33 protein-coding genes are annotated in these 25,277 nt (G+C 47.5%); 32 read left to right on the top strand and 1 reads right to left on the bottom strand.

Annotation, left to right across the window (positions count from 1 at the left end):
* Positions 1–50: 50 nt before the first annotated feature.
* From BGM27_RS03195 to BGM27_RS03040, 32 genes are all read left to right on the top strand, one after another.
* Complete coding sequence (locus BGM27_RS03195) at positions 51–392, top strand: hypothetical protein (RefSeq protein WP_007407281.1); 342 nt, start codon at positions 51–53, stop codon at positions 390–392.
* On the top strand, positions 382–585 hold the full coding sequence (locus BGM27_RS03190; RefSeq protein ID WP_007407280.1) for an XtrA/YqaO family protein: 204 nt from the start codon (positions 382–384) through the stop codon (positions 583–585). The genes BGM27_RS03195 and BGM27_RS03190 overlap by 11 nt, the downstream gene beginning before the upstream one ends.
* 113 nt (positions 586–698) lie before the next feature.
* On the top strand, positions 699–1,211 hold the full coding sequence (locus BGM27_RS03185) for a sigma-70 family RNA polymerase sigma factor (protein WP_007407279.1): 513 nt from the start codon (positions 699–701) through the stop codon (positions 1,209–1,211).
* A gap of 112 nt (positions 1,212–1,323) precedes the next feature.
* Positions 1,324–2,121 carry a terminase small subunit gene (locus BGM27_RS03180; protein ID WP_007407278.1) on the top strand — a complete coding sequence of 266 codons (798 nt, stop codon included), beginning with the start codon at positions 1,324–1,326 and terminating at the stop codon, positions 2,119–2,121.
* Positions 2,118–3,416, top strand: coding sequence for a PBSX family phage terminase large subunit (locus BGM27_RS03175; protein ID WP_007407277.1), 1,299 nt, complete (start codon positions 2,118–2,120; stop codon positions 3,414–3,416). The genes BGM27_RS03180 and BGM27_RS03175 overlap by 4 nt, the downstream gene beginning before the upstream one ends.
* Before the next feature lie 48 nt (positions 3,417–3,464).
* Entirely contained in the window at positions 3,465–4,850 is a 1,386-nt protein-coding gene (locus tag BGM27_RS03170; protein ID WP_106080344.1) for a phage portal protein, read from the top strand.
* Positions 4,851–4,875: 25 nt separating this feature from the next.
* Positions 4,876–5,721 carry an XkdF-like putative serine protease domain-containing protein gene (locus BGM27_RS03165; protein ID WP_007407275.1) on the top strand — a complete coding sequence of 282 codons (846 nt, stop codon included), beginning with the start codon at positions 4,876–4,878 and terminating at the stop codon, positions 5,719–5,721.
* A 26-nt stretch (positions 5,722–5,747) separates the two neighbouring features.
* Positions 5,748–6,683, top strand: a complete 936-nt coding sequence (locus BGM27_RS03160) for a phage major capsid protein (protein ID WP_007407274.1) — start codon at positions 5,748–5,750, stop codon at positions 6,681–6,683.
* 16 nt (positions 6,684–6,699) lie between these two features.
* The gene (yqbG, locus tag BGM27_RS03155) at positions 6,700–7,083 is read left to right on the top strand and encodes a protein YqbG (protein ID WP_007407273.1); all 384 of its coding nucleotides are present in this window, start codon (positions 6,700–6,702) and stop codon (positions 7,081–7,083) included.
* The gene (locus BGM27_RS03150; RefSeq protein WP_007407272.1) at positions 7,080–7,436 is read left to right on the top strand and encodes a DUF3599 family protein; all 357 of its coding nucleotides are present in this window, start codon (positions 7,080–7,082) and stop codon (positions 7,434–7,436) included. The genes yqbG and BGM27_RS03150 overlap by 4 nt, the downstream gene beginning before the upstream one ends.
* Positions 7,433–7,936 (top strand): HK97 gp10 family phage protein, encoded by a 504-nt coding sequence (locus BGM27_RS03145; RefSeq protein WP_007407271.1) that lies wholly within the window; start codon positions 7,433–7,435, stop codon positions 7,934–7,936. The genes BGM27_RS03150 and BGM27_RS03145 overlap by 4 nt, the downstream gene beginning before the upstream one ends.
* Entirely contained in the window at positions 7,933–8,379 is a 447-nt protein-coding gene (locus BGM27_RS03140; RefSeq protein WP_007407270.1) for a hypothetical protein, read from the top strand. The genes BGM27_RS03145 and BGM27_RS03140 overlap by 4 nt, the downstream gene beginning before the upstream one ends.
* Positions 8,376–8,585: a YqzN/YkzM domain-containing protein gene (locus tag BGM27_RS03135; RefSeq protein ID WP_007407269.1), complete on the top strand. Its 210-nt coding sequence runs from the start codon at positions 8,376–8,378 to the stop codon at positions 8,583–8,585. The genes BGM27_RS03140 and BGM27_RS03135 overlap by 4 nt, the downstream gene beginning before the upstream one ends.
* Complete coding sequence (locus BGM27_RS03130) at positions 8,585–9,982, top strand: phage tail sheath family protein (protein ID WP_007407268.1); 1,398 nt, start codon at positions 8,585–8,587, stop codon at positions 9,980–9,982. The genes BGM27_RS03135 and BGM27_RS03130 overlap by 1 nt, the downstream gene beginning before the upstream one ends.
* A 1-nt stretch (position 9,983) precedes the next feature.
* Complete coding sequence (locus BGM27_RS03125) at positions 9,984–10,427, top strand: phage tail tube protein (protein ID WP_003154837.1); 444 nt, start codon at positions 9,984–9,986, stop codon at positions 10,425–10,427.
* Positions 10,428–10,503: 76 nt separating this feature from the next.
* Entirely contained in the window at positions 10,504–10,950 is a 447-nt protein-coding gene (locus tag BGM27_RS03120) for a phage tail assembly chaperone (protein WP_003154836.1), read from the top strand.
* Between the two features lie 41 nt (positions 10,951–10,991).
* Positions 10,992–11,144, top strand: a complete 153-nt coding sequence (locus BGM27_RS03115) for a hypothetical protein (protein WP_015239684.1) — start codon at positions 10,992–10,994, stop codon at positions 11,142–11,144.
* Complete coding sequence (locus BGM27_RS03110) at positions 11,132–16,255, top strand: transglycosylase SLT domain-containing protein (protein ID WP_007407267.1); 5,124 nt, start codon at positions 11,132–11,134, stop codon at positions 16,253–16,255. Before BGM27_RS03115 ends, BGM27_RS03110 begins: the two co-directional genes overlap by 13 nt.
* On the top strand, positions 16,248–16,907 hold the full coding sequence (locus BGM27_RS03105) for a LysM peptidoglycan-binding domain-containing protein (protein WP_007407266.1): 660 nt from the start codon (positions 16,248–16,250) through the stop codon (positions 16,905–16,907). The genes BGM27_RS03110 and BGM27_RS03105 overlap by 8 nt, the downstream gene beginning before the upstream one ends.
* 13 nt (positions 16,908–16,920) lie before the next feature.
* Positions 16,921–17,898, top strand: coding sequence for an XkdQ/YqbQ family protein (locus BGM27_RS03100; RefSeq protein WP_007407265.1), 978 nt, complete (start codon positions 16,921–16,923; stop codon positions 17,896–17,898).
* The gene (locus BGM27_RS03095; protein WP_007407264.1) at positions 17,898–18,164 is read left to right on the top strand and encodes a DUF2577 family protein; all 267 of its coding nucleotides are present in this window, start codon (positions 17,898–17,900) and stop codon (positions 18,162–18,164) included. Before BGM27_RS03100 ends, BGM27_RS03095 begins: the two co-directional genes overlap by 1 nt.
* Positions 18,165–18,267: 103 nt before the next feature.
* A complete protein-coding gene (locus BGM27_RS03090) occupies positions 18,268–18,693 on the top strand; it encodes a DUF2634 domain-containing protein (protein WP_003154825.1) in 426 nt (141 codons plus the stop codon).
* On the top strand, positions 18,686–19,732 hold the full coding sequence (locus tag BGM27_RS03085; protein ID WP_007407263.1) for a baseplate J/gp47 family protein: 1,047 nt from the start codon (positions 18,686–18,688) through the stop codon (positions 19,730–19,732). The genes BGM27_RS03090 and BGM27_RS03085 overlap by 8 nt, the downstream gene beginning before the upstream one ends.
* Positions 19,716–20,294: a YmfQ family protein gene (locus BGM27_RS03080; RefSeq protein WP_007407262.1), complete on the top strand. Its 579-nt coding sequence runs from the start codon at positions 19,716–19,718 to the stop codon at positions 20,292–20,294. Before BGM27_RS03085 ends, BGM27_RS03080 begins: the two co-directional genes overlap by 17 nt.
* Entirely contained in the window at positions 20,291–20,563 is a 273-nt protein-coding gene (locus tag BGM27_RS03075) for a hypothetical protein (RefSeq protein WP_003154822.1), read from the top strand. Before BGM27_RS03080 ends, BGM27_RS03075 begins: the two co-directional genes overlap by 4 nt.
* A gap of 2 nt (positions 20,564–20,565) precedes the next feature.
* Positions 20,566–22,188: a pyocin knob domain-containing protein gene (locus BGM27_RS03070; protein ID WP_007407261.1), complete on the top strand. Its 1,623-nt coding sequence runs from the start codon at positions 20,566–20,568 to the stop codon at positions 22,186–22,188.
* A gap of 12 nt (positions 22,189–22,200) precedes the next feature.
* Positions 22,201–22,572 (top strand): XkdW family protein, encoded by a 372-nt coding sequence (locus BGM27_RS03065; protein ID WP_007407260.1) that lies wholly within the window; start codon positions 22,201–22,203, stop codon positions 22,570–22,572.
* A 4-nt stretch (positions 22,573–22,576) separates the two neighbouring features.
* Complete coding sequence (locus tag BGM27_RS03060) at positions 22,577–22,774, top strand: XkdX family protein (protein ID WP_007407259.1); 198 nt, start codon at positions 22,577–22,579, stop codon at positions 22,772–22,774.
* A 56-nt stretch (positions 22,775–22,830) separates the two neighbouring features.
* Positions 22,831–23,592, top strand: a complete 762-nt coding sequence (locus tag BGM27_RS03055) for a hypothetical protein (RefSeq protein ID WP_007407258.1) — start codon at positions 22,831–22,833, stop codon at positions 23,590–23,592.
* 51 nt (positions 23,593–23,643) lie between these two features.
* Entirely contained in the window at positions 23,644–23,907 is a 264-nt protein-coding gene (locus tag BGM27_RS03050; protein WP_003154815.1) for a hemolysin XhlA family protein, read from the top strand.
* A gap of 13 nt (positions 23,908–23,920) precedes the next feature.
* Positions 23,921–24,184 carry a phage holin gene (locus BGM27_RS03045; RefSeq protein ID WP_003154813.1) on the top strand — a complete coding sequence of 88 codons (264 nt, stop codon included), beginning with the start codon at positions 23,921–23,923 and terminating at the stop codon, positions 24,182–24,184.
* Positions 24,185–24,197: 13 nt separating this feature from the next.
* The gene (locus BGM27_RS03040) at positions 24,198–25,076 is read left to right on the top strand and encodes an N-acetylmuramoyl-L-alanine amidase (protein WP_007407257.1); all 879 of its coding nucleotides are present in this window, start codon (positions 24,198–24,200) and stop codon (positions 25,074–25,076) included.
* Positions 25,077–25,109: 33 nt separating this feature from the next.
* On the opposite strand, the gene BGM27_RS20775 is transcribed toward BGM27_RS03040, so the two are convergent.
* A complete protein-coding gene (locus tag BGM27_RS20775; RefSeq protein WP_023356844.1) occupies positions 25,110–25,235 on the bottom strand; it encodes a hypothetical protein in 126 nt (41 codons plus the stop codon).
* Positions 25,236–25,277 lie beyond the last annotated feature (42 nt).

Below are 25,277 nucleotides of genomic sequence, written 5' to 3'. Positions count from 1 at the left end.
AAAAGCAAATTGAAGCATGGCATGAGGCTGATGGAAAGTGAGGATAACCATTGCAAGAAAAACACAGCCCCGCTCCATGGCGGGCCGTACACAGCGGAAAAGAAAAACCCATTTACATTTATTCCGCTTACAGCGAAGCGGATAAAGAGAAGTTCCCTTATTCAAACGGAAGGCTCATCGCGGCCGTTTTCAACTTAAGTTCATACTCTCAGCAGATCAACGCGGCATTGATGGCAAAGGCTCCGGAACTTTTTGAGGCGGCCGAAACGGCTCTCCGCCTGCTCCGGGGAGAAAGTTCTGAAGAAAAAGAAGCGTTCATAAATGAGCTCGGAAGCCTCATACATGAAGTAAACATCCTGAAAAAAACGGAGGACGTAAAACATGAATCCTAAAAAACTGACTGACATTGAACATACAACATTACAAAGCCAGCTGGAAGAAGGCAAGGTTCGGGTGATTATTGTAGACGGACTGAAGAAGGAAGCATGGCTCGCCGAAGCGCCGGAGCACGGCAAAACGCTTGTCGAAACGCGAAAAGGGGATCTGGCCCGGGTCGAATATGAAATCGGCTTTAAATTGAATTAATCGAAAAAAACAGAATACGTCCAAGACGGAAAGCCTGCGGACACTGATCAATCGCGTACATGCTGCGCATTGGTTGGTGTCCTTTTTTTGTTCCGAAAAAGAGGAGGATCTGCATGGAAGACTTACTATTTGAATATAAACGCACGCTGAAAGAGACGAAAAAGTGGTACAAGCAGCTGGAGGAAGCCGATGAAACGGTGCTTACTTCAGAAGAACTGAAAGATAAAAAAATCATCAGAACGATCATTACAGATGTGGAATATGTCATCGAATGGCTTGAAAAAGGCCGGCAGCCCGGCATAAGAAGAGCGATAGACCGCAGAGACGCTTATCAGAGAATGCTGATTAAAGATCCGAGAATCATAGAAACCTATTCGCAGGCGCTGATGTTTGAACCTTCCGGGAATGTGACTGAAGAAGACAGAATCAGACTGCGGGACGCATTAGCCGTTTTAACGGATAGAGAAAAAGAAATGCTGCTGCTCCACAAAGCGGAATGCTTTTCATATGAACGGATCGCCGCCTTGCTGAATGTAAAGAAATCAACCGTACAGACGACGGTCAAACGGGCGCTTCTAAAAATACAAAAACAGCAGGAACAAAGAAATCAATCGCCTGCTTCATAAGTTGTCATACGTTTGCCACCTAGAAGTGAACAGACGATCACAAAAAGCGGCCCGATTAGAAGCCGCTTTTTATTATAGACAATCATGTCGGAGGTGGCGGTGATGCCGTAGCATGAAAAACGCAAAAAGAAAACAGGCATTTACAATCTATCAGTCTCATAAAGGCCGCATCACAAATCGCGCCCTTGCCGGCAAATCAGGCGTATCCGCAAGAACGATCGGCAGATGGAAAAAAGAAGGGCGCTGGGACGAGGCGCTTCATAAGAACGCGGAAAGCGGCGGAAAAAACAACCCGGGCGAAGGTGATGAGTTAAACGAACGCCAGCGGCTGTTTTGTCTTTATTATGTGAAAAGCTTTAACGCCACTCAATCTGCGATAAAAGCCGGCTATTCACCGGAAAGCGCGCATGTGACGGGAAGCAGGCTGTTAAAAAACGAAAAAGTCGCCAAAGAAATCAGCCGCATGAAAAAGGAAATGGTCAATAAAGTGTTTGTCGAAGCGATGGACGTTCTTCAAGTCTATGTGAAAATCGCTTTCGCCGACATTACCGATTATGTAACCTTCGGAAAAAAAGAGGTTCAGGCCTTCGGAAAATCAGGGCCGCTCTTTGACGAAAATGATAAGCCGATTATGCAGGAAATCAGCTACGTTGACGTTAAAGATTCGCACCTTCTGGACGGAACCATCGTCACAGAAGCAAAACTCGGAAAAGAGGGCATTGCAATAAAGCTTGCCGACAAGATGAAGGCTCTTGAAAAGCTGTCCTTGTACTTTGACCTTTTCCCTGATCAATTTAAACAAAAAATCGAAAATGAAAAATTAAAGCTGGCACAGCAGAAGATGGAAAAAACAGAAGACAGCCAAAAGCCGATTGACATTGTCATTACGCGGAAAGAGGAACGGTCATGATTGAAAAAGCGGTCAACCCGCGCTTTGAAGATTATTTGTTCAATTGGAATGAAACGTACCAATTTCTCGTCGGAGGCTACGGCTCGTCAAAAAGCTATCATACCGCGCTGAAAATCATCCTGAAGCTGCTTCGTGAAAAGCGGACGGCGCTTGTCGTGCGGGAAGTTTTCGATACGCACAGAGATTCTACTTTCGCCTTGTTTGAAGACATTATCGGGGAGCTTGAGCTGGGACATGCCGTAAAGGCCGTATCTTCGCCGATGCAGCTGAGATTTTCAAACGGAAGCCGGATTATGTTTAAAGGGATGGACAACCCGGCCAAATTGAAATCCATTCATCATATTTCACTGATATGGATTGAAGAATGCTCTGAAGTGAAGTATGAAGGCTTTAAGGAGCTGATCGGGCGTCTGCGCCATCCTGAGCTTTCGCTTCATATGATATGCACCACAAATCCAGTGGGCACCTCCAATTGGACGTATCGGCATTTTTTTCGTGATGACCAAAAAAAACGGTTTGTATTGGATGATCAGACGCTGTATGAAAAAGGCACCGTCGTTAAGGGAGATACGTATTACCACCATTCCACAGCGTGCGATAATCTGTTTTTGCCGAAAAGCTATATTAAGCAGCTGGACAGCTTACGGCATTACGATCCTGATTTGTACCGGATCGCCCGCAAAGGACAGTTCGGCGTCAACGGCATCCGCGTGTTTCCGCAGTTTCAGGTCATGGAGCACAACGAAGTAACGGAGCGGATTGCTTCCATCAGGCGCCCCCTGTTTCGGACCGGCATGGATTTCGGTTTTGAAGAGTCATACAATGCGGTCATCCGGCTTGCCGTCGATCCGGATCAAAAAGAGCTTTATATTTTCTGGGAGTATTACAAAAACAAAATGACCGATGATCAGACAGCTGAGGAGCTTCAGGAATTGGCGGATCAAAAAGAGCTGATCAAAGCGGATTCGGCTGAGCCGAAAAGCATCCAATATTTTCGCAGGCAGGGCTTTTGCATGGTTGCGGCCAAAAAGTTTCCGGGCTCAAGACTTCAGTATACAAAAAAACTGAAACGGTTCAAACACATCTATTGCTCAGACAGCTGTCAACATACGATCCGCGAATTGCAGAACTTAACGTACGCAAAAAACAAAAACGGCGCTCTGTCGGAAGATGAGTTTTCAATTGATCCCCACACACTTTCAGCCATTTGGTATGCGCTGGATGACTATGACGCGGCGGATCTGAAAGATGCATCACAAAAACGAAGACGTCCGAATCGGGAAAGGAGGAGGTAGGCGTTGCCGAACTATCAAAACGTTAGAGCCACCGTCTTTAAATCAAAAATGGCCGCGCCGCAGGCAAGGCAGATGAACGAAGATCAATTTGCCGATCTGTACGGCGAAGACATTATTTCACCGCCCTATAATCTCATTGAACTGAAAACAATCGCCGAATACTCGACGATTCTTCAGCAGTGCATTGACGCGTATCGGGTCAATATTACGGGTTTTGGGTTTGATGTGGAATATACCTTTGATGTAAATAGCCCAGATTGCTCCCCGTCAAAAAAGGCCCGGGCCGAAAAAAACTGGATGAAGCTGGAGAGCTTTTACAAATGTCTTCATTTTGATGAATCGGCCGAGACGATCCTCGGATATGCGATAGAAGACCGTGAAAAAACGGGCAACGGTTTTCTCGAAGTGCTTCGGGACGGGGCGGGAAAACCAGCGGGGATTGAATATCTGGATGTGAAACATATGCGCGTGTGCGGTGTGACTGATCCCGTTGAAGTTATATTTTCTTATGAAGAAAACGGCGCATCCAAAACGATTAAAAGGCAAAAACGGTTCCGTAAATATGTTCAGATGCTGAACGGTCGGAAAGTGTTTTTTAAGGAATACGGCGACCCCCGCATGATGGACATGAGAACCGGCGAATACGTAAAGACCCTGTCTGAGGAATACCGGGCAAATGAAGCCATTCACTTAAAAATCGGCAGCGGCACTTACGGAATTCCGCGCTGGGTCGGCAATATCGTCAATCTGTACGGCGCCCGGAAAGCGGAAGAACTGAATTTTATGTATTTCAAGCAGGGCCGTCACGTGCCGGCCGCCATTACGGTTGAAAACGGCATGCTGTCAGAAGCATCGTACAAAGAGCTCCAGGATTATATGAATGACCTGGAAGGGGTGGAAAACGCCCACAAGTTTCTGCTGATTGAGGCGGAAGGCATTGCGAAGGAAAAAGACCTTCACGGAGGCGAAGACATTACGCCCGTGTCTGTGGAAATTAAATCACTTGCCGAAATTCTGCAGGATGATGCGCTGTTTCTTGAATATGACGACAAAAGCAGAAATAAACTCCGTTCCGCTTTCCGTCTCCCGCCGCTTTATACGGGCGAGGCGCAGGAATACAACAAAGCCACCGCCGATACGGCACGGAAAATAACGGAGGAGCAGGTGTTTCAGCCGGAGCGGAAAACGCTGATTAATAAGCTCAACACGTTATTTTTGCCTGAACTGGGTCTCCACGATGTACAGCTCACATTGAAGGGGCCTGATTTTCGCGATCCGCTTGAAATTGCGAAGGTGCTTACGCCATTTATTTCCGCCGGCGCGGTCTCTCCTAATGACCTCCGTGATCTGGCCGGAAGAGTGCTCGGCAAGACGCTTGAGGAATGGCCTGAAGAGTACTACAGCCGGCCGGTGCTGAAAGGGAAAAAGGAGTAATCCTGAAAGGGGGTGAAAACATCTCGTGCCGAGAGAATTGAGAAATGCCGTCATCAGTTTTGTGAGCTATGTCGATAAGGCGGCGAACCAAACGGAATTCTTTTTTACAAAATCAGCCGGAGGCCTTCCGTCATTTGAAAAAAAGGTGCAGGTGTTTACAAAAAGCGAATCGGATGAGCAGAAGCTTGTTTACGGCATCGTTTACGAGCCGGATGTCCCGGATGCCCATGGCGATTATATGACGGCTGAAGAGATTGAAAAGGCCGCTCACGGTTTTTTGGCGGACGCCCGCAACATCGATACAAATCATAATTTTGAAGGCGGGACCGGCGAGGTGGTGGAGTCGTACGTCGCCCCGGATGACTTTGAAATCGGGAATGCTGTGATCCGGAAAGGATCTTGGGTGCTTGTCACCAAAGCTTCCGATGAAGTATGGGATCAGATTAAAGCCGGTATCATTACGGGCTACAGCATGGCGGGAACCGCTGACGTTTACGAAGAGCCGGCAGAAAAGCAAGCCGGCTTATTCGGCGCGGTCAAGCAATTTCTCGACCGTGACCGCAAATCAAGAAACCGCAAGGGAGAGGACTTGAACAAGATGAGAAAAGAAGACGTAAGAGAATCGATTGAACACGCGCTACACCCGCTTTTAAAGCGGCTTGACAGCTTGGACCAAAACACGGAAGACAAAGACGGGGCGGCTGCGCCGTCTGATGAAGAAAAGCTGAAAACGCTTGTTGAGGACATGCTCGCGCCGATTATTAAACGCATTGAAGCGCTTGAAAAAGTAAGAGGCGCATCAAAGCAGCCGGAAGAAGAGACGGGCGGCCAAGAGCCTGTTAAAAAATCCATTTGGAGCGGACTGCTTTAAGCCCAGTCAGAAGGAGGAACTGTAGAGTGAGAAATCAAGATATCATCAGAAAGGCGGAAATGTCACTTTCCGCTTTAAAAAGCGGCGGTTTAATGAACCCCGCACAAGCTTCAGCATTTATCCGCATGGTGCAGAACACGCCGACTATTTTCAGCGAATCGCGTGTGATTCAAATGGAAAATGACTCGCAGAAATTTGAAAAAATCGGTTTCGGCCAGCGGATTCTGCGTGCCGCTGAGGAAGGAAAAGCCTTAACTGACGATCAGCTGACCGTCCCGGCAACAAGTACGGTGCAGCTGAATACGAAAGAAGTCATTGCGGAAATTAATATCACCTATGACACGCTTGAAAATAATATTGAAAAAGACGGCCTGCAGCAGACGATCATGCAGATTTTGGCGGAGCGGGCGGCAGTCGATATTGAGGAGCTTGTCGTAAACGGCGATACATCTTCTTCTGATCCGTACTTGGCACAGCTTGACGGAATCCGTAAGCAGACTGTATCTCACGTCATTGACGGAAACGGGGAAGAGCTGTCCAGAGCCACATTTAAAAAAGGCTTAAAAGCCATTCCGGCAAAATATTTGCGCCTGCCTCAGGAATTCAGATTTTACACATCTCAAGGCATGGAGATTGAATGGAAAGACCGTGTGGCTGACCGTCAGACCAATCTGGGGGATCTTGCGGTGCAGGGCGGTTTGTCTTCAGCATTCGGCGTTCCGGTCAAAGGAGTGTCCAATCTGCAGCCGTACTCGGTCGGAGAAGGTGACTCCCAGTACGATGCGTCTGACATCATTTTGACTCACCCGAAAAATATCATTCTCGGTTTTTCACGGAATATCCGAATCGAAGTAGATAAAGATATCCGCAGCCGCAAATTTATTATCGTACTGACGGCTAAACTTGACAGCAAATTTGAAGAAGAAGATGCAAGCGCCAAAATCGTAAACGTTAAAGAATAAGACGGGGGTGGCAGTTATGTTAATTCAGCCGTCTGACGTTGTTTCATATTCAGTTTATGATCAAGTCAAAAACAGGCCGGAGCCGCTTCTTATACAGGACATTCTGGAGGCGGAGGCGGAAGCGGCCAGAATGGCGGGGCATTCGTTCACTGACCCTATTTACTCACCGCTTCCCGAAAAGATTAAGCTTGCGTTATTAAAGCTTTCTCAATATTTTGCGCTGATCAACCAGAATGAAGCAGCCGCTTCCGCCTATCAATCTGAAAAGATAGGTGACTATTCCTATACGGTGGCAGGTGAAGGCGGAATCAGAAAACCGGCGGTGCACCATCTGCTCTGTGAATATATCGCGCCGGGTTATTCCCCGGTTTCTGCAAACGCAAAGGTGAGACCTTTATGAGCTACGAACGGCTGCTCACTGACAGATGCGATATTTATCATGAGACGGTGTCAGTTCCGAAGGCCGGACGCTTCGGGATTCCCGCCGAAAAGCTCCAGCCTGTCTTTTCTTATCCGGAAGTGCCCGATGCTGAAGACGTGCCGTGTCTGTTTGTTGAAAAACAGCAGCAGCTTATTCAGCTTGCGCCTGATCATAAGGTATATCAGCGGTTTCTCGTTCATTTTCCGAAAGAGGCCGCTGTGCGTGTCAATGACAAAATCATTTGGGAAGGACAGGCGTATATTCTGGAAATGCCGAAGAAAGCAAGACAGCACCATTGGGAGGTTATCGCTGTGAGAGATGACAGACTATGAGCATAAAAAACCTTGAACAATGGAATCGGTCGCTGCAAAAGGCGTCATCCGGAGAATTTGCCCGTCAGGCAGGCGAATGGCTGGAACAGTCAGGAGAGGATTTTCTCGACATGGTAAGGGAGGAGCTTATTCATTCGGGAGGAATTGAAACAGAAAACCTGCTGTCTTCTTTCCGAAAAGGAGCGCAGGATCATGTATGGATCATTGAAAACGGGGGACTGACCCTTGAAATCGGCACCAATGTAGAGTATGCCTCATTCATAAATGACGGACATTGGACCGTCTCAGATGAAAATGTCAGATGGGTGCCCGGGTATTTTCAAGGCTCCCGGTTCATCTATGATCCGTCAGCTTCAACGGGAATGGCGCTCAAAAAACAGTGGATCAGCGGGACTGGGTTTTGGGACAAAGCCCTTCTTTTGTATGAAACACTCTTCGCCGAATCGCTGGACAAGCGTTTCAATCAGTGGCTTAACACGTTGGGGGGAGATATCGGATGAATCGCGAAACCGGTTCAATCGCCGCTTTTTTGTATCAGCAGTGCGGCGTGCCCGTATATGAAAATGAACTGCCTGAACAATTTCAGGTACCGTCACTATACATTCCGCCCCCGTATGTTTTTGACGAGAATGACACAGTCTCCACCTTTAAGAAGACATACAGTCTGAATGTGAAGCTGTTCCATGCCGACTCGGTGCAGGCGCTCTATGCAGCCGACCGGATCGCCGATGCGGTGAGAGAATCAAGACAGCTGATTCCGCTGCTTACGGAATCAGGGGAGGATACCGGTGATTTCGTCCGCATCAGCCGTATCGAAACAAGAGTCGGAGACAAAGGCGAGGCAGTGATCACAATCCGCTGGACGAGCCGCTACTACTATCAGAAACAAACATCTCCCGCACTGCGGGATGTGGACATTAACAGCGGGGTGAAAGAAAAGTGAAACAATATAAAAAGAAAAACGCCGCAGCGGCGGAACGAGCGGTTCTTTATGACACGGCGGATTTAACAAAGCACGCGAAGGAGCTTTTCGGCGTAAAACCCGAGATTCTCCAGGGTGCTTTATTCGGCGTGAAGCAAAAACAAATGACAAAAGCGCAAGCTAAGTCTTACATTGAAGCATTTTTAACCAAGGAGGTCATGCAATAATGAACGGCGGAACATTTACGCAAGGAAAAGAAAAAGAACGTGCCGGGATCTATTTTAACTTTAAAACAACCGCCCAGGAGCGGGTATCGATCGGTGAACGCGGGATTGTCGCCCTTCCCGTCGCATCCGGCTGGGGGGAAGCGAAAACATTCGTTTCCATTTCAAGCATTGAAGATTTGAATAAAAAAGTGGGGCTCAGTATTGAAGATCCGTCACTGATTCTGCTTCGTGAGGCGAAAAAGAAAGCAAAAACCGTTTTGATGTACCGTCTGACAGAGGGAATCAGAGCGAGCGCCGATCTTTCACAAGGTGTTAAAGCAACCGCTTTGTACGGCGGTTCAAAAGGAAATGACATCATCATCCGCATCAGTGAAAACGTCCTTGATCAGACCGCTTTCGATGTGACCACTTACATGGATGAAGCGGAAGTTGACAAACAAACGGTGAAAAAAGCCGAAGAATTAAAAGCAAACGGCTATGTCACATTTACGGGAACGGGCGAACTGTCGGCTTCCATCCCGCTGACAGGCACTGAGGAAGAATCCGGGGAAACGTTAAACCCGCAGGCAGGCATCCGTCTCGCGGGCGGAACTGATAAAGCACCGGTCAACTCAGACTATACGGATTTTTTAGCTGCTGCTGAAACGGAGAATTTCGATGTCATCGCTCTTCCTGTCGCGGAAAACGATCAGCTGAAAGCGACATTTGCCGCATTCATTAAACGCCTTCGCGATGCGCAGGGACAGAAAGTGCAAGGGGTGACCGCCCATTACAGCGGGGATTATGAAGGCATTATCAATGTTACTGAAGGTGTGCTGCTGGAAGACGGAACCGAGATTAAAGCTGAAGATGCGACCGCCTGGGTGGCAGGCGCAAGTGCCAGCGCCGCATTTAATCAATCCTTAACATTCGTTGAATACGAAGGCGCCGTCGATGTGCTGCACCGCCTGACTCATGATGAAGTGATCGAACGTCTTTCCAAAGGTGAATTCCTTTTCTCTTATGATGCCCGTGATAAGTCAGTCAGCGTTGAAAAAGATATCAACTCATTGGTGACATTTACGGCAGAGAAAAACAAAAAGTTCGCGAAAAACAAAATCGTCCGTGTGCTTGATGCGGTGAATAACGATTTGACAAGAGAACTGAAAGCCTTAATTAAATCGAAAAAAGGCACGGGCAGCGATCTTCCTGCGACAAATGACGGCCTTCAATTCGTCAAAACGATGATCATTCAATATTTGACTACGCTTCAGGATGCGGGCGGCATCGCAAATTTTGACTCAGATACAGACATTACAATCGGGCTGAATGAAGACCGCGACGGCTTTTTAATCGATCTCGCCGTACAGCCTGTGGATGCGGCAGAAAAATTCTACTTTAACGTGGAGGTAAACTAAGATGGCATTAAAAGCGCAAAACACGATTTCAGGAAAAGAAGGCCGTTTATTTCTCGACGGAGAAGAGATGGCGCATATTAAAACGTTTGAAGCAAACGTGGAAAAAAACAAATCAGAAGTAAACATCATGGGCCGCCGCATGACGGGACATAAAACAACAGGCGCCAACGGAACGGGCACGGCAACATTCTATAAGGTCACATCCAAATTCGCAGTCCTTATGATGGATTACGTCAAAAAAGGCAGCGACCCGTATTTTACGCTGCAAGCCGTTCTTGATGACAAATCATCGGGCCGCGGAACAGAACGCGTTACTCTGTATGACGTCAACTTTGATTCTGCAAAAATCGCCGGACTGGACGTAGACTCAGAAGCACTCGAAGAAGAAGTGCCGTTTACCTTTGAAGATTTCGATGTGCCGGAAAAGCTTTCTGAAACGTTTTAATTAAGATCGGTATGAGTGAAACAGGCCTTTTTACAGGCCTGTTTTTTATAAAAAAAAGAGTAAGGGAGTTTTCATCATGAGCGAAAAAAACGAACAAGTATATGATCTATCATTCTTTATGCCGGGTAAAACAGTCGAGGCTGAGGAGATTCGGGTTCCGCTTTCAAAGCGTTTTGTCGATAAAAAAGGAAACATCGTGCCTTTTATTTTTAAAGCCATTACGACTGAGCGCATTGATGAACTGGAGAAGGAAAGCACGACATATAAAAATGTGAAGGGCAGAGGCCGAGTAAAAGACTTAGACAGCCAGCGCTTTTATGCGCGGATCGCGGTTGAATCTACGATTTACCCTGATTTCCGGTCTAAGGAGCTCCGCGACGCTTACAAAACGGCAGATCCGGTCGAGGTGGCAAAACGCGTGCTTTCAGTCGGCGGTGAGTATGCAAATTGGCTGAATAAAGCGATTGAGATCAATGGTTTTGAAGATGAATTAGAAGATCTGGAGCAAGAAGCAAAAAACTGATAAAAGATGGGAATAAGGAAGCCGTGTATCTCTATTACGCGATGCATGAGCTTCATTATTCTCCATCAGAACTGAAAGAGTTATATGAAGCACCGAGACATTTTAAGGCGCTGTTGTACGGTTTAATCGGTTACAAGCTGGACATTCTTGAAAAACAAGCGAAGAAAGGGGGAGCGACATCATGGCAAAGCTGACCGCCCGTTTTGAATTGGAAGATCGGGTTTCAAAGAAAATAAGGAAAATCCAAAATGGCTTCAGAGCGCTTGAGAAATACAGGAAAATGACAAAACGCCAAAGTGAAATTGATATACGCAAAGAGAGTAAATCTGTTTTAAGAACAATTGACCGCATTCAGCGCTCTATGAAAAGAAAGCTGGGCGCACAAATGATCTCTATTTCAGCTGAAGACGGAGCCAGTGCCGTCATTCAAAAGGTGCAAGCCCAATTAGCGGATCTGCCTGCGTCTTTAACCATTAAAATAGGAGCAAAAGACAGCGCGACAGCGGCATTTGAGAGATTGCGGGATCTGGCTGCCGGTTTTAAAGGATTTACCGTTTCACTGTATGCGTCAGACGAAGTGACCCCTGCCATGGAACGTATCAAACGCTATATGCAATCTGCGTTAAAGAACGGGTACTCTGTCACTATACGCGTCATAGATCACGTCATGAAAACAGTCGGCCGAATTTCAGCGGGCATTGATTCGCTGACGGGAAAAAACAATGTCATTCAATTATCGTTAAACGAAAAGGTGACAGCACAGCTGGCTGCAATGCAAAAGAATATGCCGGACGTCGGAAAAGCTTCTGCATCTGCTGCTCCTGCTTCGCCGAAAAACGATTTTTCAATGCTTGACTCCATTGCAGACACCTTCATGAAAAAAGTCAATGACATCGCATCCAAATTTTATCCGGAAACAATCATAGCGGAACTGGATAAATTCGCTGCAAGCTTTATGAAGAAAGCGGACGAAATCGCAAGCAAATTCAGCCCGCAAACGATATTAGCAGAACTCGATAAGTTCACGACCTCATTCATGGGGAAAGTAGACGAAATCGCGAGCAAATTCAGCCCGGAGACGATATTAGCCGAACTGGACAAGTTTACGACATCATTCATGGGAAAAGTGGATGAGATCGCGAGCAAATTCAGCCCGGAGACGATTTTAGCAGAATTGGACAAGTTCACGAAATCATTCATGGGAAAAGTGGACGAGATCGCAAGCAAATTCAGCCCGGAGACGATATTAGCCGAACTGGATAAGTTCACAACGTCATTCATGGGAAAAGTAGACGAAATCGCGAGCAAATTCAGTCCGGCAACGATTTTAACCGAACTGGATAAGTTCACAACGTCATTCATGGGAAAAGTGGACGAGATCGCAAGCAAATTCAGCCCGGAGACGATTTTAGCAGAGCTGGACAAGTTCACGACCTCATTCATGGGAAAAGTGGATGAGATCGCAAGCAAATTCAGCCCGGCAACGATATTAGCCGAACTGGACAAGTTCACAACATCATTCATGGGAAAAGTAGACGAAATCGCGAGCAAATTCAGCCCGGAGACGATTTTAGCAGAACTCGATAAGTTCACGAGCTCATTCATGGGAAAAGTAGACGAAATCGCAAGCAAATTCAGCCCGGCAACGATTTTGGCAGAGCTGGATAAGTTCACAACGTCATTCATGGGAAAAGTGGACGAGATCGCAAGCAAATTCAGCCCGGAGACACTTTTAGCAGAACTGGATAAATTCGCTGATTCGTTTATGAAAAAAGTAGACGGGGTCGTAAGTAAATTCAGTCCGGAAGCCATATTGAAAGAACTGGATAAATTCACTGATTCATTTATGAAAAAGATAGATGACGTTGTCAGCAAATTCAGTCCGGAGACCATATTGAAAGAGCTGGATCATTTTACTGATTCGTTTATGAAGAAAGTCGACGACGTTGTCGGCAAATTCAGTCCTGATAAGCTAATCGACCGCGCCGAACAATTTGTAAATGACACGATTGACCGAATTTCTGAGAAATTCGATTTTCTCAATCCGGATAAGATTTTGGAAAAAGTGGAGCAGTTTACATCCTCACTGTTCGGAGGCATTGATAAAAAGTTCGGCAAATTCAGTCCTGATGCGATCATCGAAAAAGCCGAGGCATTTGTTGATAAAATTGTCAGCAAGATTGCCAAGAAATTTGAGAAATTCAGCCCGGATAAAATCATCGAAAAAGCCGGGGAATTAATAGAAAAAATATTATCAGGAATCGCTGAAAAATTAGGCAAACTCAATATCGGCGGATTATTAGGAGGCGGCACGAAAAAAGAAAAGAGTAAGGGCGGCCTTACTGCCGGCGGCTCCAACGGCCCGAAGCGTCCTGATCTGACAAAGGGTTCACAGCGCACGGTAACAGCGCCAAAATCTTCAGGAAAGTCAGCAAAAAAAACCGGCGGGGCTTTGGGGGGCTGCTGCTGCTGTACCGGAGTGACGAGGGGCAAAAGCAGTAAAGTCGAAGGGCGAAATAAATCCTCGAAAAAAGGTTCCTCCGTAAAGGAAAGCAAACAGGCATCCGTAAACACGCCGAAAACAAAAGGGGCAGGTAAAGGCATCGGCGCGCTTTTGAAAGGCTTGGGAGATTCAAAGGCGCTAAAAGGCGGTATGAAAGGGTTAAAAGGTGCCGCTAAAGGAATTCCCGGCATAGGTGAATTGTTATCACTTACTGATTTAGCCGGCATCAATAAAGATAATGCAGGAGAGAAGGTCGGCTCAGCAGGCGGCGGTCTTGCCGGAGCCGCGGCCGGAGCGGCAATCGGCAGCGTTGTTCCCGGAGTGGGCACATTAATCGGCGGCGCGGTAGGCGGCATCGCCGGCAGTTTAGGCGGTTCCAGCTTGGGAGAGGCCTTTGATTCAGGAGCTTTGAAAGACACGTGGAATGATATTTCCAAAGCGGCGCAAAGTGCTTGGACAACAATACAAGATACTTGGGGAAGCGTTTCATCCTGGTTCATGGAAAATGTATGGACGCCGGTTTCATCGGCTGTCGTCGGAGTGGCGACCAGCATCTGGTCAAATATCGTGAATGCGTGGACGACGATTCAAGGGATTTTCAGCACGGTGTCATCCTGGTTCATGGAAAATGTATGGACGCCGGTTTCATCGGCTGTCGTCGGAGTGGCAACCAGCATCTGGTCAAATATCGTGAATGCGTGGACGACGATTCAAGGTGTCTTCAGCACAGTATCCGGCTGGTTTATGAGCACGGTGTGGGGGCCCGTAAAATCGGCTGTCGTCGGAGTGGCGACGTCCATTTGGAGTAAAATCACAGGAGCTTGGGATAAAATTAAATCTGTTTTCAGTACGGTTTCCGGCTGGTTCATGGATACTGTCTGGAATCCGGTGAAAGACATGGTGAAAAATGTCGGTAAAGGAATATCAGATGCTTTCCAGACTGCTTTAGATACGGTAAAGGATATATGGAAAGGGTTAAGCGGATGGTTTGAGAAACATATAAAAGAACCTCTTGTAAAAGTGGGAACAGCCATATCAGATGCTTTTTCTGCAGCATTCGACTGGGTGAAAAAGATTTGGGATAAAACCGGCGGCAAAATGATTTCAGGCATAATGAACTTTGTCACAGGAGGCGGCGGAGATAAAAAGAAAACGGACAAAAACGCCACGGGCGGCTACATTACAAAGCCGACCATTTCCTGGATCGGTGAAGCCGGTAAAGAATTTGTCATTCCCGTTGACAACAATCGCGGACGCGGAAAGATGCTGCTTTCACAAGCTGCGTCTAAGCTCGGCATGCGTGTTGTCGATGATATGGGCGCGGCTTCGGCTCAGTCTTCTGCTGTTCCGGCGGGAACGGGCGGTGTTTCTTCTTCTGCATCTGTGTCGGCCGCAGCGTCTGTAGAGGCATCCGGACTTGCCGGGACGGCTTCATCACTCGGCAAACAGTTTACTGAAGGCTTTGACAGCGGAATCAGCAAAAAAGCGGTGGATATGGACGGCTGGAAGGAAAAAAACATCGGAGCGCCGTTCAATACCCTCATTTCGTCTTCATCCGGTTACGGAAAGCAAGTCGTTGCGGGCTATGCCAAAGGTCAGAATACTTCACCGACGGGCACCGATTCATTTTTAAAAACGAAGGTGAAAACACCTTATCAATCGGCGGTTAATCAATCGTCATCATGGGGCGCCGCAACGGTGAAAGGATATTCGGCCGGACAGAATGCAAAAGATACGGGAACGTCGCAATACGTAAGCACACATATCAATAAACCGTTTGTGCAATCAAGAGATTCCGCGAACGGCTGGGGGTCAGGCCTGATCGGACACTTCGTATCAGGGATGACTGCAAAAGGAAGCGAAGTCAAACAGGCGGCCAAAGATATGGCCAAAAAAGTCGAGGACGCATTCAGGGAAGAGCTTGATATTCACTCTCCTTCCCGTGTCATGATGAGCCTCGGGCGCTTTGCTTCAGTCGGCGTCGTCAAAGGGCTCGGCTCAGTTGACGTGAAAAAATACGCCGAAAAACAGGCAGGCTCGCTTGCAGCAGCCTTTTCCGGCATGGGTGCAGCGGGAGGAAGCGTCAAAGAGTGGCTTTTGGCCGCAATGAAAGCAACCAATACGCCGATCAGCTGGCTTCCGGGATTAATGACGATCGCACAGTATGAGTCAGGCGGCAACCCTAATTCCATTAATCTATGGGACAGCAACGCCAAAGCCGGACACCCGTCACAGGGGCTTATGCAGACGATTCCGAGCACCTTTGAAGATCACAAAGCGCCGGGCATGAATGATATCAGAAATCCAATTCACAACGCCGCTGCCGCTATCGGCTATATTAAAAGCCGATACGGCTCGATCAGCAATGTCCCCGGGATTAAAAGTATGGCTCATGGAGGCCCTTACGTCGGTTATGCCAATGGGGGTCTGATTACCAAGGAGCAGATCGCCCGTGTCGGCGAAGGGAACAAACGGGAGTGGATCATCCCTGAAGAGCGGGGCATCCGCGGCCGTTATCTGCTGCAACAAGCCGCTCAAGCGCTCGGCATGGAAGTGTCCGATCCGTCCCAGACGGAACCGGCGGCGCTTTCAGCCGGCACGGTTTCCGCAGCCGTTAAAGGCGGCGGACAAACCGTTCAAAAAATGGGAACAAAAGAAATTAAAATCGAATTCAGCGGCGATCAGCATTTCCATAACGGACAGGACGCCGACAGCCTCGCCGCCAAAATCAAACAGGCGCTGATTGATGAACTGCAAAAAGACATTTATACCGGAGCAAAGGGGGCCGTTGCTTTTGACTAAATCTGTTTACGAATTTTGGCTGTCTCAGGGGAAGGACAAGCTCCGGCTTCCCGTTCTCCCTGAAGCGATTGATATCGCAAACAGCGTGCAGAATGATTCCGTGAAAGTCACCGGACTTGGAGAGGTGACGTTTATCGAAGAACTGGGAGCGAAAGAAATTTCGTTCTCTTCTTTTTTTCCGAAACGGTACAGCCCGATTGCCGAATATCAAAGCATCCCTTCGCCGGAAAAAGCCATTTCAGCCATTGAAGCATGGATGAAAGCGAAAAAACCCGTTCAGTTTTTGATTACAGGAACAAAAGTTAATGTCACATGCAGCATTGAAAGCTTCAATTACAGCGAAGGTGACAATGAAATCGGCGACCGGAATTTTGATATCGTACTGAAAGAATATAAAACCGCTTCGCCAAGAAAAATCAAACAAAAGAAAAAAACGAAAGTGAAGCGCCCGTCCAAAGTTTCACCCAAAACATATACCGTCAAAAAAGGGGATACGCTTTGGGACATCGCCGGTAAGTTTTACGGAAAACACACGGAGTGGCGGAAAATCTGGAACGCGAATAAAACCGCCATGATTAAGCGCAGCAAAAGGAATATCCGGCAGCCGGGGCATTGGATCTTCCCGGGGCAGAAGCTGAAGATACCGCAATGAAACGGGTGAAAAGATGATTGAACTATTTGTCATAAAAGAAACGGAGTGGCTCGAGCTTGTCACAGAAAGCGTAACGCTGGAAGGACACAGATATCAGGCGCCCCGCTCCATCGAAGCGACGATTGTCGTAAAGCAGGGCAGCCAGACGTATTACGGTGTATCAGAGGGGGATACGGTTTTGTTCAAATGGAACGGAAAAGAACTATTCCGCGGCATTGTCTTTGCAAGAACGCCCGATGAGCAAACCATCGCCTTCACCGCATACGATATGCTTCAATACCTTGTGAAAAACCAGGACGTTTACGTGTTTTCCAACAAGCGCGCCGATCAAATATTGAAAAGGATCGCCAGCGATTTTCAAATTCCCGTCACATCCATTGCCAACACAGGCCATACCATTAAATCACTCGTTTTTAAAAATGATACAAGCCTTTACGATATGATGCTAAAAGCGTTAAAGCAGACAAAAAGCCAGACGGGGCGCAATTATCAGCTCTATTCAGAAAAAGGCAGGCTCGGCTTGCGTGAATGGCCGGAGCCGTCTGACATATGGGTGCTGGAAACAGGAGTTAATATCACAGGGTATCAATACAGCACCTCAATTGATGACACCGCAACCCGTGTCGTCATGCGGCTGCAAAAAGACGATAAAACCGTGAAGGCTTCCGCGTCAGACAGCGCGGGCATGAAAACATTCGGCGTTTTGCAGTATACCGAAACGGTTTCTGACGACATTAATGAAGCCCAGCTGAAACAGCGCGCAAAAGTGAAGCAGGCTGAGAAAAAAGGCGTTAAGAAAGAGCTGAAAAATATACAGGCGATCGGTATTCCTGGGTTGGAAAGCGGATTGCCTGTCTATATCTCAATTCCGGAAATCGGGCTGAAGAAAACCTATTATGTAGATACGGACCGCCATGAATTCCAAGGAACAAAACATACCATGACGATTGACGTCACGGAGAAAAATTCACTTCCGGAGGGGACATCCTGATGAGATTAAGTGATGCCATTAAACATTTAGCCGTCGGAGCGGTTGACGCCGAAGCGCCGGTGGAGCTGATGCCGGCCGAAGTGACCTCCGTTTCGCCGCTCGAGCTGAAACTGAAAGATCACGACAAACTTTTGATTCCGTCTGATGCACTCATTGTGCCGAAGCGGCTGAGATCCGGGGGAGAGGATCCGCTTCAGACGGGAGATCGGGTGATGACCGGCGCTTTAACAGGAGGACAGTCTTTCTTTGTACTAGACAAAATTTAACCGTCATCCGGACGGAGATGTACGAGAATATCAGCCTATTAAAGCCGCTTCATCATCCGAAGAGGGCTTTTTTACATGATCAAATCAAAAAGGAGCGGGTGCAATGGCCCTGACACCGGAAATCGAATTTGAAGATTTGGAGGATGCGAGTGAGGCTGTTGAGACTTCACAAACCTACCGAATTGATTTTGAAAACAACCGGATTACCAATGAACTGATAAACGGACTGGACGCAATCAGACAATTCGTCTATATCGCTCTTCACACAGAACGGTATTCATATTCGGTTTTCAGCCATGATATCGGAAATGAACTGCAGGAAGTGCTTTCAGATCAGAACACGACGGATGCTTATAAAAAAATGGAGATTCCAAGACTGATAGAAGAAGCCTTGCTGTATGATGACCGTATTTTGGCCGTTACCAATTTTGAGATTGAGAAAAAAGATGATGCCTTCATCGTCTCTTTTACCGTTGAAACTGATGAGGGCATGCTTGAGATAGAGGAGGTGCTGGGTGAGGATGTTTGAAGCTCAGACGTTTGACGACATTATGGATAGAATGCTGGCGCGCGTTACGGCGGATATTGATACGAGAGAAGGCAGCGTCATTTACAATGCGCTCGCGCCTGCGGCCGCTGAGCTCGCAAAGTCTTATATTTGGCTGGATACCGTGCTGGAGCTCGTGTTTTCCGATACGGCTCAGGGAGAATTTCTGGACAGGCGTGCTGCTGAAGCGGGAATTGAACGAACACCTGCCACAAAAGCGGTCAGAGCAGGAGAATTTACAGCGGGCATCACCATTCCGTCAGGCTCCCGTTTCTTCGTTGATAACCTGTATTTTCAATATACGGGAGATGGGACGCTTGAATGTGAAACAGCCGGTGAAGCGGGCAATGCCGGCATTTCAGGGCAGAACCTGCTGCCGCTTGATACGATACCCGGGCTTGAGAAAGCAGTCGTGCGCGATATATTAATTCCCGGCCGTGAGGAAGAAGATGACAACAGCTTAAGGGCGCGCTATTTTACCCGTGTCCGCCGGGAGGCAGTCAGCGCAAATAAACAGCATTATAAACAATGGGCCGAAGAGGTTGACGGCGTCGGCAGGGCGAAAATCTTCCCGCTTTGGAACGGAGACGGAACGGTGAAGGTTGTCATCACAAATGCGAATTTGGAACCGGCATCAGATATTCTGATCAAAAAAGTAAAGGATTATATTGATCCGGACGAAGGGCAGGGAGAAGGACAGGCGCCGATCGGAGCGGCAGTAACGGTGGAAAGCGCCGTATGGAAGGAAATCGAAATCTCCGCTTCCGTGCTGCCTGAGCTGAACAGCTCGATTGATGACGTAAAAGCGGAGATTGAAAAAGGCGTCCTGAATTTATTTAAGAAAATGGCCTTCGAAGAAAACACCGTCCGTTTATCACAAATTAACAACATCGTTTATAACTCGGCATCCGTCAGTGACTACGCCGATATCAAAATGAACGGTGCAGCGGAAAACCTCGTGCTCAGTGACGTGGAAATTCCTAAACTCAAAGAGGTGACAATCCTTGAGCAGACTCGATGAGATGACGGCGTACCTCCCGCCGTTTTTAACCCGATTAAAGGAGATGGCACAACTGCTTGAGGCGGAAGCTCCCGAGTTTGAGCGGCAGAATAACGATATTTTCGATTTGACAGATCAGCTCTTTATCACGACGGCGACGTGGGGGCTTGACCGCTGGGAAAAAATATTAAAAATACCGCGGGAATCAGGTGACACGGAGGATATGAGACGGCTCAGGCTGATTTCAAAGATGTCGAATATTCCGCCCATCACACATCAAGCGATCGAGCAGGCGCTAAACCGTTTTTTAAAACATCCGTCAGCTTACGTTCGGATGTTTCCGGGGCAGTATCGTTTTTATGCCGATATCGGGCTTGATGACCTGCAGCACATGAACGAGCTGATTGAAACGCTTGAAAAAATCAAACCCGCTCATTTGGCGTATACACTGAGAGCCGCATTAAACGAAACACTGGAAATCAAAGACCGGGTCATTCTCAACAATCGGAGATACCGAAAAGTCAGTGAACTGAAGGTCGGTTATTCCGTCACACTCAACAATAACGAGGTGGTCTTACCATGATATCAGCCGCTTACAGACAGCGTGCCGCAGCCGATCTGAAAAACAGGATCACAAAAGTGCTGTTAAACGGAAAAGAAACTCCGATTGCGGACATTTCCGTAAAAGATGCCGCAGTCACCGTTCTCACACGCAGGGAAGAAGACGTCAAACACATTGAAACCGTGCAGATGCTTGACGAAACAGGAAGCGTCATCACAGAACGAAAAACAAATTTAGATCTCAGTAATAACAGAACGCTTGATTTAAGATTTACCTTTGAGGTGGTGTAACGATGGCTTACGAAGAAAAAACAGACTGGCTTCCGGACGATCCGATTAACGAAGATGACGTCAACCGCTGGGAAAAAGGCATAAATGACGCACACACGGATCTGGCGGCCCATAAAAACGACATGAACAACCCGCACAAAACGACAAAGGCGCAAATCGGCCTCGGAAACGTGGATAATGTCCAGCAGGCAGCAAAGAAAGATTTTGATCAGCACAATCAAGATCTGGACCGGCATGTGACGAAGGAAGAGCGCCAGAAGTGGAATAACGGGCAATTGTCTAAAATGACAAAAGATAATGGCTCCGCTTTTATTGATATCTCTGACGGACAGGATTTTCATCAGACCGCTGCCAGCCAGAATAAGGCCTTTACTTTCTCAGCGGCTGCAACTGGAGTAAATACCCCGCCTAAACCGTCAGAGGGTATATACTTTTATTCTTCAAAGAATAACGGAGAGGCGGCCGCTTTCTCAGATGACGGGGGATTTTGGAGAAAAACGCTGAAAAACGGCATCTGGACGGAATGGATGCCATTTGAAACCGCTGCCGGAGCACAAGCAAAAGTAAATGAGCATGCCGACAAAACAGATCTTCATGTAACCAAGTCTGACAAAGACAAATGGAATGCAGGGCAGTTATTCAATCTGACTGACAATGACGGGAATGCTAAAACGGTAACGGAAACAAACTTAGACAATATAAAAACGTCCGGTATCTACTATATATCAGTTCAGCATACGGAAAATAAGCCTGCGGAATACGGACAATTAATTGTAATGCAAAGAACCCGCGGAGCATCACCGACGTTTGTCCAAATGTTTATAGACACAGTGACCGCCGGAAATCCCATATACGTCCGAAGTTTCAGCACTAAAGGCGTATGGTCGGAATGGAGCCAAAGAGAAACAGATGCAGGCTCTCAAGCAAAAGTAGACGCTCACGCTAATAAAAAAGACATCCATGTCACACAGGCGGATAAAAATATGTGGAACGGGGCACAGCTTTCGAAAATAACAAACGATAACGGCGGCTATCTTCTTACAATTGGTGATGATGATAACTTTCTTGAAAAAATCGTTAAAAACGGCAGGGCGTTCGGCACCTTTTATTCAACCGGCAAAGCGGCAAACAGTCCGAGCAACGCTTCGACCCGCGGCATGTTTCATTTTACCTCTCTTGACAGTGAGGGAAAGGGAACGTTTGGGTATGTCATTGCCGTCGATTATAAAAATAATATGTTCACGAACTATTTGGATTTGAACTTGGGCTGGCAGGGCTGGCGGCGCCTCGTTACTGAACTTGATACTGAGAATGTACCTTGGATCAATGTTCCTTATAAAAATGGCGCTAAATCAGGAGACAGGCCGCTTCAATACCGCAAAGTGGGAAACACCCTTCACCTGAACGGACACGTTCTTACGGACAGAGAAGTGGTATTCGGGAGTGTGCCATCCTCTTGTGCGCCGGCCAAAGGCGTTGTGACGATGGTTGCAGCCAGCGGCACCACCGGTTACAGCAAATTTATTATTTATTCTAATGGAGATATGAAGCTGACGGGAATTATGGCCAATATAGAAAATAACGTGAACGGTTATTATATTGACCTTGTTTTGGCACTCACGTAAAGGAGCGAGAATATGAAATTAATATTTCCGTATGACAATGACAACATTTATACAGGCACTCCGGTTGAGCTTTATCCGGATTCTGAGACAGGAGATTATATGATGCCTCCTAACGCTGCGGACTTTCCGCCGGAAATAAACGGCGAAGGCATGTGGCGCCCATTTTTTGATGAAGAGAAACAAGAATGGGTGGAAACGGCTGACGAAGCATATAAAGACAGCTTAAAAAAAGATACGGCTCCCGATTCAAACCAGCTTGCAGGCCTCGGCGGACAGCTGGCGAATGAGAAATTGGCCAGAAAAGCAGCCGAACAAGCGCAGCAGTCACTCGGCAGGCAATTAGCGTCTTTAAAATTAGAATTATTAAACGTAAAAGGAGAATGAAAAAATGGAGAGACTTAACTTTTGGGTTTACGCTTTGTTTTATAAGTGGGCCTCAATAGAAATGGTAAAACAAGCTATGGGCTATGATGACTGCTCTGCCGAAGATCTGGCTGAAGGTGTGGCCGCGAAGTATATCACGCCTGAGGAATTTCAAGAAATAACGGGTGAAACATACGAAAATTATAAAAATGCTGTGTCATAAGCCAAACGGCTTTTTTTATTTGTCATTTTTAATAAATGAGAAAAGGAGGACGGCCGATGAAAAAGCATTCATTTGAATTTCCCGCCGATCAACTTGGCAGACCCGGCGCCGTAAAAGCTTATCGCGGTAACAAAAACGATTATGTCACACCTGTTGCTGATTTGTCCGGAATGGCAGAGCTTCTTACCAATACGCCGCTAGAAGCGATTGAAGTATACAGCCAATTCGGACAAGACCGTTTAGGAGCCGTCTTAATAGACAGAGTACAGGGGTGGGCTTATTCGGACCGCAGCGGAACTCTTTTTATCGAAGAGAGTGAGGATAACAATTCGTGGACGGCTTCACATTCTGTCGCAGTCAAAGGCGGAGTGCTGACCGCTTCGGGGTGGGTCAGCCTGACAAAACGATATTACCGGTTCCGTTTTGAAAATGGAAATCAAAAGCAGTCCGAATTTGTTTTATACCAATCTGTCGGTACGGGCGGTGATATGGCGTTTTCATATACAGACGTGATTTTTCATGAAAATGCAGCAGAGGCGGGCGAGGGAAGCATCTTCTCGGCGGGCGCTTGGAAAAAACTTCTCGTCGAAATCACCGGCACGGCTGAGTCGGGCCATGTCGCGTTTTGGGGGAGATCCATCTCGGGAAAAAATGTGCCGATCAGAGGAATCAGGTCTGATGACGGGACATCAGCCGCCGGTACGTCAGGCACAGAAGAAGTGTGGTCATTTGATATTGCCGGCTTTAAGGAAATCGTCATGGAAATCCAGAGCATTTCCGGCGGGAGCCTTTCTGTCAAAGGCACGGCATTTTCGTAAGAATGAAGCTTCCGAAGGGAGGTGAGAACAATGTAAGAGGGGGGAGCGGAAGTGCTTCTGGATGAACAAGCGGTGCAAAAAGAATTCGCAGGCATCAAAGGTGAACAAAAGGTGCTTGAACAGCGGGTAGCCGCATTAGAGCGGGTATCCGACCGGCAGGATCAGCAAATCATGACGCTGAATGAAAAACTGAACAAAATTGACGAAAACACAACATGGATTAAGCGGACCATTACAGGAGCGATCGTGACAGCAATCTGCACGGGCGTCATTGGCGGAGCCATCGCCATCATGTACAATCTGCTGCAAAAGTAAGGGGGAAATCGATATGAAATTCGCGGACAAAGGCACGGTCGTCAGGACGGTGCTTCTTTTGCTTGCTTTATTGAATCAAACTTTGCTGATGTTCGGCAAATCGCCGCTGAATATTCAGGAGGACCAGGTCAGCCAGCTTGCAGATACGCTGTATGCCGCCGGGTCGGCCGTTTTTACAATCATAACGACTGCCGCCGCCTGGTTTAAAAACAATTACGTTACAGCAAAAGGGAAAAAACAGCAGGCTTTATTAAAAATAAACAATTTATCGAAATAGGAGAGATGAGAATATGGTAAAAATCACACAGGATTTTATCCCGGCAGGAAACAATAACCGCCCAGGCTATGCAATGACACCGATTTACATTACGGTGCACAATACAGCCAATACCGCAGTCGGAGCTAACGCCAAAAGTCACGCAAGCTATGTGAAAAATCCCGATACACCGACAAGCTGGCATTTCACAGTCGATGATACGGAAATTTATCAGCATCTTCCGCTGAACGAAAACGGCTGGCATGCGGGTGACGGAAACGGGGACGGCAACCGTAAATCCATCGGTATTGAAATTTGTGAAAACGCAGACGGCAACTTTTCACAGGCCGTGGCAAACGCCCAATGGCTCATCCGCACATTAATGACCTCGCACGGCATCCCGCTTGCAAATGTCGTTGCGCACAAGCATTGGTCAGGAAAGCTTTGTCCGAGAAGACTGTTGGATACATGGGATGAGTTTAAAGCGGGAATCGGTTCTGGGGAAAGACAGACGTATACCGTCCAAAAAGGAGATACGCTGTCGGCGATCGCGCGGAAATTCGGCGTCAGCGTGGCCGATCTGCAGAAATGGAATAACATCGCTGACCCGAACCTGATTAAAGTCGGACAAGTACTGATCGTCAGCCCGCCGGTTGAAGCACTGTATTCTCTTCCGGACGAGGTGATTCAGCTGACAGAGCCGTACACGTCCGGCGAAAAGGTATACCAGGTGCAAAACGCGCTCGCCGCGCTTTATTTCTATCCTGAAAAAGGAGCTGTCAATAACGGAATTGACGGTATCTACGGTCCGAAAACCGCAGATGCCGTGGCCCGCTTCCAATCTGTAAACGGACTGACGTCTGACGGCGTCTACGGCCCCGCTGTAAAAGCGAAAATTCTGATGCAGCTTTAACAAAAAAGCTGAGTCCCGTTCACATTGCGGGATTCAGCCTTTCTTCTTTTTTAACCGGTTCAATAGCCTGAGATTCCTCGCCCGCATCCTCAGCGAATAAGCGGAAAGCCCGAAGCGTCCGTAATCCACAAACTTTACGCGCCTGACAATTTTCTTCACATCATCACCTGTCGCATCTCTTTGTTGGTTTTATTATATGAA

The sequence above is a fragment of the Bacillus sp. FJAT-27001 genome (assembly GCF_019039175.1).
Classification (GTDB): Bacteria; Bacillota; Bacilli; order Bacillales; family Bacillaceae; genus Bacillus; species Bacillus velezensis.
Note: the sequence above shows the minus strand (reverse complement) of the source record. Positions and strands in the feature narration are given on the sequence as shown.